General features: G+C 34.4%; 17 protein-coding genes. 5 read left to right on the top strand and 12 right to left on the bottom strand.

All coding sequences use genetic code 11. The features are described from left to right. The first annotated feature begins 180 nt into the window (after positions 1–180). Entirely contained in the window at positions 181–1,014 is an 834-nt protein-coding gene (locus WH188_RS25950; protein WP_021190527.1) for a hypothetical protein, read from the top strand. Between the two features lie 397 nt (positions 1,015–1,411). Here WH188_RS25950 and WH188_RS25945 read toward each other — a convergent pair whose 3' ends face one another. Together WH188_RS25945 and WH188_RS25940 are read right to left on the bottom strand one after the other, a co-directional pair. Beyond that, the gene (locus tag WH188_RS25945) at positions 1,412–1,957 is read right to left on the bottom strand and encodes a PDDEXK nuclease domain-containing protein (RefSeq protein WP_339424847.1); all 546 of its coding nucleotides are present in this window, start codon (positions 1,955–1,957) and stop codon (positions 1,412–1,414) included. A gap of 60 nt (positions 1,958–2,017) precedes the next feature. Continuing rightward, positions 2,018–2,290, bottom strand: a complete 273-nt coding sequence (locus WH188_RS25940; RefSeq protein ID WP_339424862.1) for a DUF1016 N-terminal domain-containing protein — start codon at positions 2,288–2,290, stop codon at positions 2,018–2,020. Between the two features lie 364 nt (positions 2,291–2,654). Here WH188_RS25940 and WH188_RS25935 point away from each other — a divergent pair, with 364 nt between their 5' ends. Further along, a complete protein-coding gene (locus tag WH188_RS25935) occupies positions 2,655–3,113 on the top strand; it encodes a DinB family protein (protein WP_021191454.1) in 459 nt (152 codons plus the stop codon). 80 nt (positions 3,114–3,193) lie between these two features. Here WH188_RS25935 and WH188_RS25930 read toward each other — a convergent pair whose 3' ends face one another. The 7 genes from WH188_RS25930 to WH188_RS25905 form a co-directional block, all read right to left on the bottom strand. Next, positions 3,194–3,538, bottom strand: a complete 345-nt coding sequence (locus WH188_RS25930) for a hypothetical protein (RefSeq protein ID WP_168126469.1) — start codon at positions 3,536–3,538, stop codon at positions 3,194–3,196. Next, on the bottom strand, positions 3,462–3,680 hold the full coding sequence (locus WH188_RS26380; RefSeq protein ID WP_430981176.1) for a heavy metal-binding domain-containing protein: 219 nt from the start codon (positions 3,678–3,680) through the stop codon (positions 3,462–3,464). The genes WH188_RS25930 and WH188_RS26380 overlap by 77 nt, the downstream gene beginning before the upstream one ends. Next, a complete protein-coding gene (locus WH188_RS25925) occupies positions 3,608–3,817 on the bottom strand; it encodes a hypothetical protein (protein WP_132767916.1) in 210 nt (69 codons plus the stop codon). Before WH188_RS25925 ends, WH188_RS26380 begins: the two co-directional genes overlap by 73 nt. 43 nt (positions 3,818–3,860) lie before the next feature. After that, entirely contained in the window at positions 3,861–4,646 is a 786-nt protein-coding gene (locus WH188_RS25920; RefSeq protein ID WP_084825554.1) for an Rpn family recombination-promoting nuclease/putative transposase, read from the bottom strand. Between the two features lie 643 nt (positions 4,647–5,289). After that, the gene (lysS, locus tag WH188_RS25915; RefSeq protein ID WP_339424846.1) at positions 5,290–6,786 is read right to left on the bottom strand and encodes a lysine--tRNA ligase; all 1,497 of its coding nucleotides are present in this window, start codon (positions 6,784–6,786) and stop codon (positions 5,290–5,292) included. A 146-nt stretch (positions 6,787–6,932) separates the two neighbouring features. Then, positions 6,933–7,823, bottom strand: a complete 891-nt coding sequence (locus WH188_RS25910; RefSeq protein ID WP_339424845.1) for a helix-turn-helix domain-containing protein — start codon at positions 7,821–7,823, stop codon at positions 6,933–6,935. A gap of 411 nt (positions 7,824–8,234) precedes the next feature. Further along, positions 8,235–8,480, bottom strand: a complete 246-nt coding sequence (locus tag WH188_RS25905) for a hypothetical protein (protein ID WP_339424844.1) — start codon at positions 8,478–8,480, stop codon at positions 8,235–8,237. Between the two features lie 410 nt (positions 8,481–8,890). Here WH188_RS25905 and WH188_RS25900 point away from each other — a divergent pair, with 410 nt between their 5' ends. Next, positions 8,891–9,748, top strand: a complete 858-nt coding sequence (locus tag WH188_RS25900) for a hypothetical protein (RefSeq protein ID WP_339424843.1) — start codon at positions 8,891–8,893, stop codon at positions 9,746–9,748. Between the two features lie 187 nt (positions 9,749–9,935). After that, on the top strand, positions 9,936–11,543 hold the full coding sequence (locus WH188_RS25895; RefSeq protein WP_339424842.1) for a TlpA family protein disulfide reductase: 1,608 nt from the start codon (positions 9,936–9,938) through the stop codon (positions 11,541–11,543). Positions 11,544–11,715: 172 nt separating this feature from the next. On the opposite strand, the gene WH188_RS25890 is transcribed toward WH188_RS25895, so the two are convergent. Together WH188_RS25890 and WH188_RS25885 are read right to left on the bottom strand one after the other, a co-directional pair. Further along, complete coding sequence (locus WH188_RS25890) at positions 11,716–11,955, bottom strand: hypothetical protein (RefSeq protein ID WP_168126464.1); 240 nt, start codon at positions 11,953–11,955, stop codon at positions 11,716–11,718. Between the two features lie 29 nt (positions 11,956–11,984). Continuing rightward, a complete protein-coding gene (locus WH188_RS25885; RefSeq protein ID WP_094772536.1) occupies positions 11,985–12,218 on the bottom strand; it encodes a hypothetical protein in 234 nt (77 codons plus the stop codon). 343 nt (positions 12,219–12,561) lie between these two features. Between WH188_RS25885 and WH188_RS25880 the strand changes: the two genes are divergently transcribed. Then, the gene (locus WH188_RS25880; RefSeq protein WP_132767904.1) at positions 12,562–13,062 is read left to right on the top strand and encodes a GNAT family N-acetyltransferase; all 501 of its coding nucleotides are present in this window, start codon (positions 12,562–12,564) and stop codon (positions 13,060–13,062) included. Positions 13,063–13,097: 35 nt separating this feature from the next. On the opposite strand, the gene WH188_RS25875 is transcribed toward WH188_RS25880, so the two are convergent. Then, entirely contained in the window at positions 13,098–13,547 is a 450-nt protein-coding gene (locus WH188_RS25875) for a heavy metal-binding domain-containing protein (protein WP_168126461.1), read from the bottom strand. Positions 13,548–13,746: the final 199 nt, after the last annotated feature.

The raw sequence follows: 13,746 nt of genomic DNA, 5'->3' as shown, positions 1-13,746 counted from the left end.
TTTATAGCAAATTCAGCAATAGTAAATGGTACAGATAATTACACTCATAAAAAACGGATAATGATAGTATTCAAGACAACGTATCATTCACAGCTTTTACAGAAAATTATATTCCAGCTGGTGATGATACAAATCTTTATTCCTACAATATTGTGTATTACACAATATAACTTTTAATATATGACTAACCGAAAATACTATATAGAACAAAAATTTATGAAAATATTTTTGTTTTTACTACTTACCATTACATTTCTAAATGGTAACTTTTGTATTGCTCAATCTCACAGACTAAAAGATCTGACTATTAGCGGATTAAATAATTGTCACTCAGATTATTTTGAAAAAAATCAAGATTTAGATAGTTTAATTATTAACTACGACAAAAATGAACCTATAGAACTTTTTTTTAAATATGAAAATAAGAAAGCCGGACAAAATAGAAAATCCTACTTCTATTTAAAATTTCCAGGTGATTTATTCCTTTTAAAAAGAGACTATCCCAATTTAAAAATACCAGATTATCCAATATATGACTTAAAAATAATTGATGAAAAATATGATGAAAAAAATGAACTTATAAACTACACAATAACTGCAATACTGACAAAAGATAGTCTAAAATACATGCTAACAGAATGGTTGCATAAAGGAACAAAAGTTCAACGTGAACTTTCCAGTATCCCTTATGAAGGATTCAATGCTAGTTACAAAAAGGGTAACGCTGTCTTAGAAGAAAATTTAAATAAGGATATTCCTGGCATTAGAAATATAAATAAAGAAACTCATTATCTTTTTAAAGGTATAGTTGATCAGAAAGGATATATAAACAATATGCAAATGTTAATGGGTAATGACAAAGTAGGCAACCAAATACTTCGTTCACTACAGCAGTCTGGACCTGTATGGCAGCCAAGGATACTAGGAGGTCGAATTGTGAAAAGCTATATTGAAATTTTTGCACAAGTCCAAAATGGCGCTTTAAAAGTATTTACCTGTGGTTATAATCGATAATCTCAACGTAGGGAGTTGTAAAGATCGAATAATGTAAACTGGCTTCCAGCTACTATAGATCGTGGACCTAAAGAATCAAAAATTAGGATATATGTACTACTTAATAGTGATGGCATATACTACGCTCTTATATAGCTCCTGTAATTTGTTTTCATATTTGCGGGAGCGCCCACCGAAGAATCCCGAAGGGATCTGCGAAGCAAACAAGACAAAGCTCGCTCCGGATTGCACTCAAAGCATTGGCTCCAATAACAGCTGTTACTGAAATGGGATTTTGTGATTATCGGCTTGATTAAAAAATACGGGAAGCCGTAAGGTATAAAACGTATAAAGCCATTCTTGGCAGAATGGCTTTATACGTTTTATATGATCATGTTCCCACTGCATTTTATTGCTGTTATGTTTGATTATTCTCAAACAGCTCGTGCAGTTTTTGCTGTAGTAATTTTTTATCAGGTAATTGCATTTGGTATTCGGCAACCATTGTGGGTGAAAGGCTTCTGCTTAGAGCATATTCTACCACTTCACTATCTTTATCTTTACACAGTAAAACGCCAATACTAGGATTTTCATTATCTTTTTTTACATCACGGTCTAGAGCTTCGAGATAGAAATTCAATTGTCCTAAATGTTCGGGTTTAAACTTGTCGGCTTTCAACTCAAAAGCGACCAGACATTGTAATCCTCGATGATAAAATAATAAATCAACATAAAAATCACTATTCCCAACTTGTATTTTATATTCTTCGGCAATAAACAAAAATTCTTTTCCTAATTCTAAAATGAAATTTTTCATTTGATGAATTAAACCTCTTTGTAAATCACTTTCGTTATATGGCTCTGGAAGGTTCAGAAAATCAAAAATATAACTATCTTTAAATGCATTAATTATACCAAAATTAAATTCTCTCAACACTGTTGAGAGTTTTGTATTTCCGATCATGGTACGTTCAAAATAACCTGTTGATATTTGACGTTCTAATTCACGAAAACTATAGTTTTCTTACTTAGAAATATTAAGGTAAAATTCTCTTTCTTCTATGCTTTTGCAACGAGATAATATAGCCAAATTATGCGACCAACTTAATTGTCTCGACAGTGCTGAGAGTTTCGGAAAATCTTTATAGGTTTCATAAAACTGCTTCATACGCCAAAGGTTCTTATCAGAAAAGCCTTTTATTTCTGGTTCCGTTCTTTGGATATATTGTGCCAATTCTTTTACAACAGATTGACCCCATTCAGTAGTTTCTATGCGCTTACTAATGTACTCGCCAATATTCTAATATAGATTGATCAGCTCAGTATTTACTGCTTTTATCGCCTTGATACGAGATTGTTTGATTAGCTGAATGACATCTATAAAACGTTGTTCCATTGCATTTTGAATATATTGTAAAATTACAATTTATTATTTAGGTTTGAATATTTGCTATGATTAATTGACATATTGCTATACAGCTTTTCAAGCTCGTCGATGGTAAGCCCTACTCAACTAGGCTTGATAACACATTTATAATAAAATGATAAGCTATCCATCTTTTTTAAAGTAGTCACTCCCCAAAGTAAATAAGATGTCCGCTCACAAAATGAATTCTTAGAGAAATTATTGCGTATATTTAAATCAAAGTAATTTATTTACAATGTCAAATCCGATTGAACATTTATGGTTATATAATGACTGGGCCAATAAATCAGTCATCAGTACAATAAAATCTCAAGGAAGTATAATTCCTCCCTCCTGTTTACGACTAATGAGTCATATTGTTAATGCACAAATAATCTGGTTAAGTAGATTAAATGGTGAAAAACCATACCTAGGCGTTTGGGATGAACATAGTATTATGGAATGCGAACAATACCATAATTTAGCTTCCGCTGGCTTAGATGAAAAGATCAAAAAACACAACGATTATGACAAACATAGCATTCAATATAAAAACACTAAAAATGATAAATTTGTAAACTCCATTGAAGAGATATTGCTACATACCTTTAATCACGGAACCTATCATAGAGCTCAAATAGCAACAGAGATGAGAAAGAATGGTCTTGAGCCGGTCAGCACAGATTATATTGTCTTTGTCCGAAAGCAACATTAGCATATTCCCTATCGTTTTACCCTCAAAAAGATTGACCTCTGACCTCCTCCAAAAAATTGGACATTTTAAAAGTATAGAATTCAGAGATGAATTACTAATTCTAAATAGGAGGAAAACAGATGAAAAGATCGAAGTTGACCGAAAAATACCTGATCCTCCCCTGTTTCATTCTTCCCTTTGAATAGCAAGGGTAAAAATTCGGTCAATCGGGATGTGGCTATAAACTCGGCTGTAGCATTTTCCATGTTATAGATACCGGTATTGCATTCCCTGATCAAGCTTGCTTTGACTTTGTTCTTAATAACAGATCCATCGATATCTCCACCTACTGATTCTACTTGTATATGTTTAATTTCGTTGAGCAATACAGGTGTACCGATAGCGGTGATCATAAGCGATTGGGATTCCTTTGCCCGAGAGTTCATCAATATTGACGCTGAAGCCTATAACGGCATCTGCCCGGTAGCTACGTGCATATTGCTTTAAAGACTCCACTAAGCTCTTATATAGCTCTTGTAGTTTGTTTTCATAATTGCGGAAGCTCCCCCCGAAGAATCCACAAACGATCTGCGAAGCTCACTCTGGATCGCACCCAAAGCATTGGCTCCAATAACAGCTGTTGTTGATATGGGATTTTCTGTGGGGATCGGTTTGATCAAAAAATACGGGAAGCCGTAAGGAAGGTATAAAACACATAAAGCCATTCTTGACAGAATGGCTTTATGTGTTTTATATGACCTATTTGATTTATTTCAGTTTTTCAATCTCGTCGACGGTAAGGCCGGTACCCTCAGCAATTTGTTCTAAAGGTAAACCCATATTTTTAAATTTCAAAGCTGTCTCAATAGCATTTTGATGTTGGCCTTGAGCAATACCTTTTTTTAAACCTTCTTTTAAACCTCGATCATGTCCAAGACGCTGAGCAGTAGAATAGGTATTCTCTGCATCACGCTTATGTTTTAAACTTGCTTCGTATGCCATCTTATCCTCCGGTGTTAATTTTGCGACTTCGCCTATGTCAAAGATAAGACCAAATACCCGCTTATCCAAAAAATCAGGTATTTTATCAAGTTTACTCATGTTTTTCAATAGATATAGCCACATATCCATATCTGTCTTTATATCAACCTCATTCTTATTAAAATTTGGTAATACTAAGAGCTTGTAACCAAGCTTTTCATAAAAAACACGACTACTCTGCTTATCGCAAAGAGCAACATCGTAAAAATACTTTCCCGGTTCTGTTTCTCCTAACTCAAATTCTAAGATACCAATAAAATATACTTCGGGAAGTTCGTATGTATTTCCCTTATAGCCCCTGGGTATAAGTTTATTGATAAGCCTGGATGTATAAAAAACGGTCCGATCTTTAAAAAAATCTTGATAAAGCTGTTGCATCTCTATAATGAAATGCTCCCCATCAATACCGGTACAATAGAGATCGAAAATAACCTTACGCTCATTTTCAACATCGCCACCCTGCTCCACTGGCCGATAATGAAGATCCTGAATAACTTTCTCTCCCTCAAACAGCCCATTTAAAAATCAAAATTAAAATCGGCTTATTTTCTTCCCTGCCAAAATAGAATTTAAAGCTCCAGTCGCCACTAAAACCAACATACTTGCCCATGCTACTTTTTGTCTTTTTCATAATAATATGCTTTGCTTAAATAATTAATATTGCTAAGCAAACATCAGGAAAACTAAAATTATTAGCCGGTTATTAAACGTTTGTAGTCGTTTTTAAACGTTTGCTGTCGGCTAGCAAGCAACAAAAGCATTAACATGTTAACCTAGTCTTGCTTTCCGGACACAAAAAAAGCCATATCTTACGACATGGCTTCTACTTAATATATCGATTAAACTTGCTTACTTATAAGAATTGACCGATTGAGATACTTTCCAGTTACCTTCGTCATTTACCAAAGTCACTAAATCGGTCTTGGTAAAACCTCCAAACTGCATCCACGCGAGCAATGACAATAAAACTTTACGACATAATTCTTGACAGCAAAAAAATAGGTGCAACTGAACTTGAAAATACAGATGCACCAATGGGTGTTGTTTTTAGACGCATAATGTTTGACCATATTGATTCAGGCTATGACTTTTTAAAAACTTATTTCGTGAATAACAATATTGTAATCATTACTGACTATCCAGAAGACAAATTAAATCATGCTTCTGGCCTCATCTGCGGAAATAGTAATACTTCTTGTATGGTCGTTTGGCCGGTAAGTAACATCGTTAGCCTATCCATACCAATACCCATCCCAGATGTGGGAGGCATACCATATTCTAATGCACGTAGAAAATCTTGGTCAATGTACATAGCCTCATCATCTCCTTTTTTCTGAAGCAGAAGTTGTTCTTCAAATCTTAAGCGCTGCTCGATCGGATCGTTTAATTCCGAATAAGCATTACATAATTCTACTCCATTGACGATAAGCTCAAATCTTTCTGTTAATGAGGCATCATCACGATGACTTTTACATAGTGGCGACATTGCTATGGGATAATCAATAATAAAAGTCGGTTGCACGTATTTCTTTTCGCTGGTCTTCCCAAAAATTTCATCTATTAGTTTGCCTTTACCCATACTTTCATCTTGTGCTATGCCGAGGGCAATACAAGTACGACGTAATTCTTCTTCGGTCATATTACGGATATCAACACCCGTATTTTCTTGTATGGCACCAGCCATGGTTACTCGTCGATAAGGTGCTTTAAAATCGATAACAGTATCTCCCACCAGTACCTCAGTTGTACCCAAAACCTCAAGACATATCCTTTCCAATAGCTGCTCTGTGAATGCCATCATCCAGTTGTAATCTTTATAAGGGACATAAATCTCCATGACGGTAAATTCGGGATTATGGGTACGGTCCATACCCTCATTGCGAAAATTACGTGAAAACTCAAATACACCATCAAATCCGCCGACAATCAATCTTTTCAAGTACAATTCATTGGCAATACGCAGATATAAGGGTATATTTAATGCTTCATGATGAGAAATAAATGGCCTTGCGCTTGCACCACCCGGGATGGACTGAAGAACTGGTGTATCAACTTCTACATAACCTTTCGTAATGAAAAACTGGCGCATTGACTGAAAGATTTTCGTTCTTTTAAGGAAAACTTCTTTGACTCCATGGTTAACAATAAGATCAACATAACGTTGACGGTAACGCTGTTCAGGATCAAGAAATGCGTCATATGCAACGCCCTCTTTATGTTTTACAACGGGTAAAGGACGTAGTGATTTTGAAAGAATCTGCAATTGCTTTACATGAATGGAGATCTCACCAGTTTTGGTGCTGAACACATGTCCCTCAACACCAATGATATCGCCTAGATCCAATAGTTTTTTGAATACGATGTTATATAAATCTTTATTTTCACCTGTGCAGATATCATCACGGTTGATGTAAAGCTGAATGCGACCGTACGGATCCTGCAGTTCTACAAATGCGGCCTTTCCCATCATACGACGGCTCATGATACGGCCAGCAATAGTGACTTGTTTAACCTCATCTTTTTTAAAACTCTGTTTGATATCGGATGTCGTAGCGTTTATCTTAAATTCTGCGGCTGGATAAGGATTTATCCCCATTTCTCGTAATTGTTCGAGATTCTCACGACGAATTACTTCCTGTTCGTTCAATTCCATATTTTACTTTCATTATGCTATATTTCTCTTCTAATACTGAAGGAATATATAAAACACAAAAATCTCAAATCAATACGGTAATAGGTGTGAATTAACAGTACATTATTGGTAATAATCGAAGGTACGTGAACACTTGGAGTTAAAAATTATAGATTCTGATATGCTTTGGGAGTTTGCCCGGTACGTGCTTTGAAAAATTTACCGAATGTGGATTGGTCGTAAAAATTAAGAGCATCGGATATCTGCTGTACAGATTGCTGTGAGTGTTGGAGCATAATCTTTGCTTCAACCAATAAAGCATCAGCAATCCAATCTTTAGTTCCTTTACCTGTAAGCTGTTTTAATACCGAAGCTAAATACTGGGGTGTGATATATAGCTTATCAGCGTAAAATGATACATGGTGCTGATGGATGACATCTTTTTTCAATAATGTTAAAAAATTATGAAAAATAATATCCTGCCTGGTTAAATTACTTTGTTTTACCTGATGTTCATGATGATTTATCATCATGTTTTCGGCCTCGATTACATATTCCAGCAAGAGTGCATTAATAATATCTTTCTTGAAATGATGTATGGCCGGCATTCGCTGCTCTAGTCTTTCATGACAAGAAGCGAGTACATTAAATTCCTCCTCTGAAAGATGGATAACAGGATCTTTACGGATATTTAAAAAACTAGTTTTTAGCACATCGTTTCTTGACCTGTTCATTGTCTCAAAATATGCCTGTTCTACAAAAATAAGTCGATATCGGGTATCTGGGCTACCTGATATGCTTTGATAGATATGCTCGGGTAGGATAAGAAGAAAATCTTGTTTGGATAAATGATGAATGCTATAATCGAGCTCAATACGCATAGTGCCTTGTTCAACGAGGACGAACATAAAAAAAGATGTTCTTATAGGAAACATGCGAGTAATATGCAAATCACGAATACCTACATCTGCGACCAGAATACTCTCTTCAAAATCGTAAATAGCTTCTTGATTGAAACGAAGAATATCCTTGAAATTTACTATCGATATATTTACCATAATCTCATCATTATTACACTACAAATTAATAAAAACATTCGTTATTTACCAACAAATATTAAATGCATTTGTTCGTCTTGTCATACCGTGCTACAATTGTCTTAGGTAAAACACATTAGATTGTTATTCGAAAGGTTCCACAATTCTGGAAAAGAGAAGATATAGTGAGAAGGCCCTCATTGGAGCTCATTCTTGAATACCATGACTGGATAGTAAAAATAGAAAGGTCTTCTACATTAATGCAAGTGACCTTGTATAACTGACGTAGCGATATTGATTACACCACAGTCTTGTTGTTGTAGAAATTTGACTGATGATAAGTTCATAGAATTACCAAGAAACTAAAAGCTGTAATCACTATTGAATCCGACTTTATAAAATCCTAAATATTATCCAGATGTTAAACGCTTGTTATCGGGTAACACAGTTGAGGATAATAACAAACAAAGCCACATAAGCATTCATTTTAAGGAAGCTCCCTTCATTAAAAGTTCTGCCGTTGGCTGTTTCGATCAAGGGATTACGGTTTTCAACATCCTTAAATTCGCTCATAAACGCCCATAGGACGTTTGTCGGGACAAAACGCTGTATAACATCATCCACACTATTTTCAGACTTCAGGATATTAAATCCCTTATGCTTTAAGTCCTTCAACATTCTTAAGCCCCTTTGCTATAAAGCGAACTTACAGAATTCTCCCCTGCTTTAATTTAATATTGAACAGGATGAACACGAAAGAATGTTGAGCAACCGGTTATCTTGAAGCGTGTCCATCCTTATTCAATATCCAAAGACAAATAATAGAACTAAATATATCAGCTTTTACATACTATAAATTTTAGTTTTTATCTATTTTTATTTATACCTTCTGAATACCAATGATTTAATATATTTATACTATATTAGTTATGTAATACTTCCATAAAATATCACCTTAATGAGTTGGGATATTGTGTTATTCAATTCGAAACAGAAAATTAATGTATTTTAAAGAAATTCAGGAGAATCTATTAATCTGTAATGACATCCAAATCATTGTCTATAATCTATAATAACATTTTTTGTATATGAAATATCTCCTATTTTTTTGCACTCTTTTACTGTCATTAAATGTATTATCACAAAACAAAATCGCTAAACGGCATTACAATGAATTCCTTGAAACAAGAATATTTTCCTCTGACAAGAACAGCATTAAAGATGATAATATAACTCATATAGATATAGGATATTCAAATGAAAAAGCATTCTTCACTAAATTATTTACAAAAGAGACCACAATATTTGATAGAAAAAATGGAGATACTTCACAATCTTTTCTGCATATAGAAAATAACTATTATTTTGATCTAAATTTTGAGGGTGATAAATATATCTTAAATCAAAATTATCCGTGGCTTCATTTACCATCTATCAAGGACATACATCCTCAAAATCTACCTAAAAATGATGAGATAAATTACTTAAGTAAAATCTCCATTTATAGAGATAGCACTATATATTACTTTACTACACATAAAGACTTCTACGGACAGATAATGCCATTATGGGGTTATCCTGCAAAATATTTGGGCAGTATAGAGGCACGGGAACAGCAGATTGCTAAAGAATTAAGTGTAATCCAATCGGATGCTGTTAATGATTCTATTTGTGTGTTAGAAATAATCATCTTAAAAACTGGAAAGGTTACAGATGTAAAATCAATTGGAGGAAAAAACTCTGAGCTTAACGATATTGCTGAAAGGGCTGTTTTTCTGGACAGGAACAGAGATTTTGGCAAGTATAAACCTAAGTGGAGAGCAGCAATAATGTACAACAGCGGAAGGCCGATGGACACGAAATTAAAAATGTTTATTAAATTAAAAAAAGATGGCAGTGTACAAATTTTACTTCCAAAAACAATGCGAAACTACACAGGAAACTAACTTATCTAAATCCGTGAGTGTACAAGCAACTATGCTCTTTGATCACTGAATTTTATTTGGACGTTACTGACCGCTAATAACTATTTTACTGTATTTCACATATTGGAAAGGGAAATTAAAACATCGATTTTATATTCTTTTTTTCGTTAAAATTATTTAACTTTATAACCACCGATAACCTGAAATTATGAAATATTTATTGTGCCTTTTTTTTCCCTTATTCTCTTTGTATTGTGCTACCGCACAAATTTCGCTAAACCAATCTGCTGAACCCGATCCGAACAGCTGGATAATAAAAGAACTAGCAAAGGCTAAAGTAAAAACAAATAAAGTAAGTTATAAGGATAATTTCTTCCAATATGATACCGTAAGACTAATTGGATTTATTGAAGGTTATAATCCTAAATCAGAATTTACCAGTGGTATAATATATAGTAGCAATCAGCTGACTTGGGAAGATCATCCAACTACCGTTCAGATCTTTCCTGATGGTCGTTTTGAAGCGAGCTACCCTGTGACACATCCTGAAATTTCCTATATAAAATATAGAAATGACAGGTTTACATTTTATATTGAACCTGGGCAAACGTTAGCTTTGCGATTCAAAGTTACTCAAGATCAAAACTTAGAATTAATAGGTTTTGAGGGGCCTCTTGCTGTCGAAAACCAGCAATTAAAAGATTTTGATTGGGGAAAGAATCCTCGAGCTTTCTATCAAAATCGGGAAAAGATATTGAAGGAACATCCTATTTCACAAACAAAAATGCAAATTATTTCTGCTTGGGATTCGGTGCAACATGAAGTAGACGTACGTTTTAGGAAATCCGGATTTTTACCCAAATTAAAAAATCTGATCCATACAGATATTGCACTTTACTATGCGACACAATTAATGGATCTCCAAATGTCCAAAAAAAGTCTTTTTAGAGATGATCCTAAAAATTCTTTTCTTAAAGAACCTCTTCCGACCGATTATTTTGATTTTATGACTCGGTTAAACCTAAACGATTTTGCTTTGTTGGTACCAAATGAATTTTCAAGTTTTATCAATCTCTTCGAATTTTCACCACTTTTTCGTACGCAAGAGTATTATAATGCCTTGAATCGTCAGTTTAAAGGCAACCTATACTTGGTGTTGGATTCGGCAAATAAAAAGTTTAATCCGACAATAGCCAATACCTTAGTTACAGAAGTTGCTAAATTGCGTACCTTGAAGTCTAAATTAGATTATGCTACAGACACCATAAAGATTACAAATCTGACAGATGATCTGTTAACAGTATTAACCAATAAAGATTTAAAAAATGAAGCACTTAAATTGGCGGAGCGTGTAAAAATATCCAAAGACGGTTATTTATTACCAAATACTCCTGCTGGTGCACTCTTTACCAAGATGACAGATAAATATCGTGGCAAGGTCGTGGTTGTCGACTTTTGGGCACAATGGTGTGGACCGTGTCGCCAAGGCATAGAATCAATGAAGGAAAAACGGTTAAAACTCAAAGATAATCCGAATTTGGTATTTGTCTTCGTAACGGATAATGTGGGTACACCAGATGTGGATTTTTATAAGAATTATATTGTTGAAAATGATATGTCTGAATCATATAGAGTATCTGCAGATGAGTATATGGCATTGCGCGAACTATTTAAGTTTAACGGTATCCCTAGGTATGTTTTGATGGACCCGGATGGTACAATCAGAAATGATGATTTCCAAATGCATAATTGGAAATCTGAACTCACTAAAAATTATCCTCAACTTTTTAATGATCAATTGATGGAGGCAATTTGATGCGCACTTCGATTGCAGCTAGAAATAAAATCCGAAGATAAGTTAAAGAGTTTTTTAGATCATAATTCTGATTCTTGAACACCTGCCTAGTCAATTTTCAGAAGTCAAGCGTCGATGTTCTCTTTTTTTTAAAACTTCTAGAATGAGAAAAAAAATAGCCAATCACCACATATTAATCGACCAATCTCCTCTTGAATAGCTCCAACTCCCCTGCGATGACATCTGGCCATCTAGCAAAACCTTGTCTAATAATCTCTTCCCCATCTGCTATGGTAAATAGCTGAGACATACTAAAGGCAGACTCACGAATGCCTGCAATCTGTCTAAAAGTTAGCTGTCCTCTGCTCTTAGCAGTTTTTACAGCTTCAGGATGATTGAGTATATATTCTTGGTGTATTTGCTTTAAATTCATCTGTATAGTTTTTTAAATTAATAGATCAATCAGAAAACCCGTAAGAATTTCCCTTCTAACACTTCTTCTGGTACGTCCAAAATCTGCTCGATCACGACTGTCGCAGACTCTTCCTTAAATTCACTCATAAACGCCCATAGGTCGTTTACTTTTGTTGGGACAAAATGTTGTATAACATCATCCACACTATTATCGGACTTCAGGATATTATATCCCTTATGCTTTAAGTCCTTCAAGATCTCGATTGTCAATGGTACATTCATCGCAATTAATATTTATCATTTTTGCCTTCTTCCAACAGAGGTGACATTGCGATCTTAAGTCTCTTTACTATAAAGTGAACTTACAGAACCCTACCCTGCTTTAATTTAATATTGAACAGGATGAACACGAAAGAATGTTGAGCAACCGGTTATCTTGTATCGTGTCCATCCTTATTCAATATCCAAAGATAAATAATAAAACTAAATATATTAGCTTTTGCTTGCTATATTTTTTAGTTTTATTGCGGTTTATTTTTTTCGCCTTGAATACCAATGATTTATTATATTTAAACAATTACTATATGATAATAAAAAATAAAGATTTTAAAAATTCAAAATAATCATGCTTACTATTTATACTGCAAATTCAAGTGATTATCCTATTATCCAAAAGATCGCTCATGAAACTTGGCCAGATACTTTCGGCCTTATTTTATCAGAGGAACAGATCAATTATATGCTTGATATGATGTACAGCACAAATGCATTATCTGAACAGACCACAAATAAGAGCCATCAGTTTCTAATCGTAAAAGATGAAATAAAGCATTTGGGCTATGCTTCTTACGAATTGAATTATAAAGGTTTATCGAAAACAAAAATTCATAAAATCTACATTCTTCCTGCATCACAGGGAAAGGGTGTCGGAAAATTACTCATCAAAACAATTACAGATATTGCAATGAAAAACAAAAATCATAGTCTTTCTTTAAATGTGAATAGAGATAATTCTGCTATCGATTTTTATAAGGGTATAGGTTTTGAGAAAGTCGGCGAAGAGAATATTGATATTGGTGATGGTTTTATAATGGAGGATTATATTATGGAAAAAAAATTAGTTTAAATTTAGGAGTCTATCGTAATCATATATACTAAAAATTAGTATTTAAATACTCTATCCTCCCCTCTTTCATTCATTGCTTTGAATAGCAAGGGTACAAATTCGGTCAATCGGGATGTGGCTATCAACTCGGCTGTTGCATTGTCCATTGTATAGGTACCGGTATGGCGGTCTATGATCAAGCTTGCTTTGACTTTGTTTTTAATAACAGATCCATCGATATCTCCATCTACTGATTCTACTTGTATATGTTTAATCTGATTGAGCAATACTGGTGCACCGATAGCGGTGACTATAAACGATCCGTGTTCCTTTGCCCGAGGGCTCATCAATATGGCACTGAAGCCTATAACGGCATCTGCCAGATAACTACGTGCATTTTGCTTTAAAGACTCTACTACGCTCTTATAAAGCTCCTGAAGTTTGTTTTCATAATTGCGGGAGTGCCCAACGAAAAAACCTACGCATCCCGCTCCTATTTCACTCAAAGCTGTTCAATTTCGTCGATGGTAAGCTCGCTACCCTCAACAATTTGCCCTAAAGTTAATCACTTTATCATATATAATTTATCTTCACGGAATGACAGAGCCCTGAGGGGTTCCATATAAATAAACCCCAAGCCCTCGTAAAGCTAATTGAGTTTACTGTCCCCTGCTTAAGCAACAGTAAGAATAGGCTCTTGCTGAC

The organism is Sphingobacterium sp. MYb388, from assembly GCF_037479535.1.
Classification (GTDB): Bacteria; Bacteroidota; Bacteroidia; order Sphingobacteriales; family Sphingobacteriaceae; genus Sphingobacterium; species Sphingobacterium anhuiense.
Note: the sequence above shows the minus strand (reverse complement) of the source record. Positions and strands in the feature narration are given on the sequence as shown.

Coding starts and splice junctions, on each gene's coding strand:
- WH188_RS25900 (WP_339424843.1), top strand. CDS start 8,891: ATGAAATATCTCCTATTTTTTTGCACTCTTTTACTGTCATTAAATGTA.
- lysS (WP_339424846.1), bottom strand. CDS start 6,786: ATGGAATTGAACGAACAGGAAGTAATTCGTCGTGAGAATCTCGAACAA.
- WH188_RS25895 (WP_339424842.1), top strand. CDS start 9,936: ATGAAATATTTATTGTGCCTTTTTTTTCCCTTATTCTCTTTGTATTGT.
- WH188_RS25910 (WP_339424845.1), bottom strand. CDS start 7,823: ATGGTAAATATATCGATAGTAAATTTCAAGGATATTCTTCGTTTCAAT.
- WH188_RS25935 (WP_021191454.1), top strand. CDS start 2,655: ATGTCAAATCCGATTGAACATTTATGGTTATATAATGACTGGGCCAAT.
- WH188_RS25925 (WP_132767916.1), bottom strand. CDS start 3,817: ATGGCTTTATGTGTTTTATACCTTCCTTACGGCTTCCCGTATTTTTTG.
- WH188_RS25905 (WP_339424844.1), bottom strand. CDS start 8,480: ATGTTGAAGGACTTAAAGCATAAGGGATTTAATATCCTGAAGTCTGAA.
- WH188_RS25945 (WP_339424847.1), bottom strand. CDS start 1,957: ATGATCGGAAATACAAAACTCTCAACAGTGTTGAGAGAATTTAATTTT.
- WH188_RS25885 (WP_094772536.1), bottom strand. CDS start 12,218: ATGAATGTACCATTGACAATCGAGATCTTGAAGGACTTAAAGCATAAG.
- WH188_RS25890 (WP_168126464.1), bottom strand. CDS start 11,955: ATGAATTTAAAGCAAATACACCAAGAATATATACTCAATCATCCTGAA.
- WH188_RS25950 (WP_021190527.1), top strand. CDS start 181: ATGACTAACCGAAAATACTATATAGAACAAAAATTTATGAAAATATTT.
- WH188_RS25930 (WP_168126469.1), bottom strand. CDS start 3,538: ATGAACTCTCGGGCAAAGGAATCCCAATCGCTTATGATCACCGCTATC.
- WH188_RS25880 (WP_132767904.1), top strand. CDS start 12,562: ATGCTTACTATTTATACTGCAAATTCAAGTGATTATCCTATTATCCAA.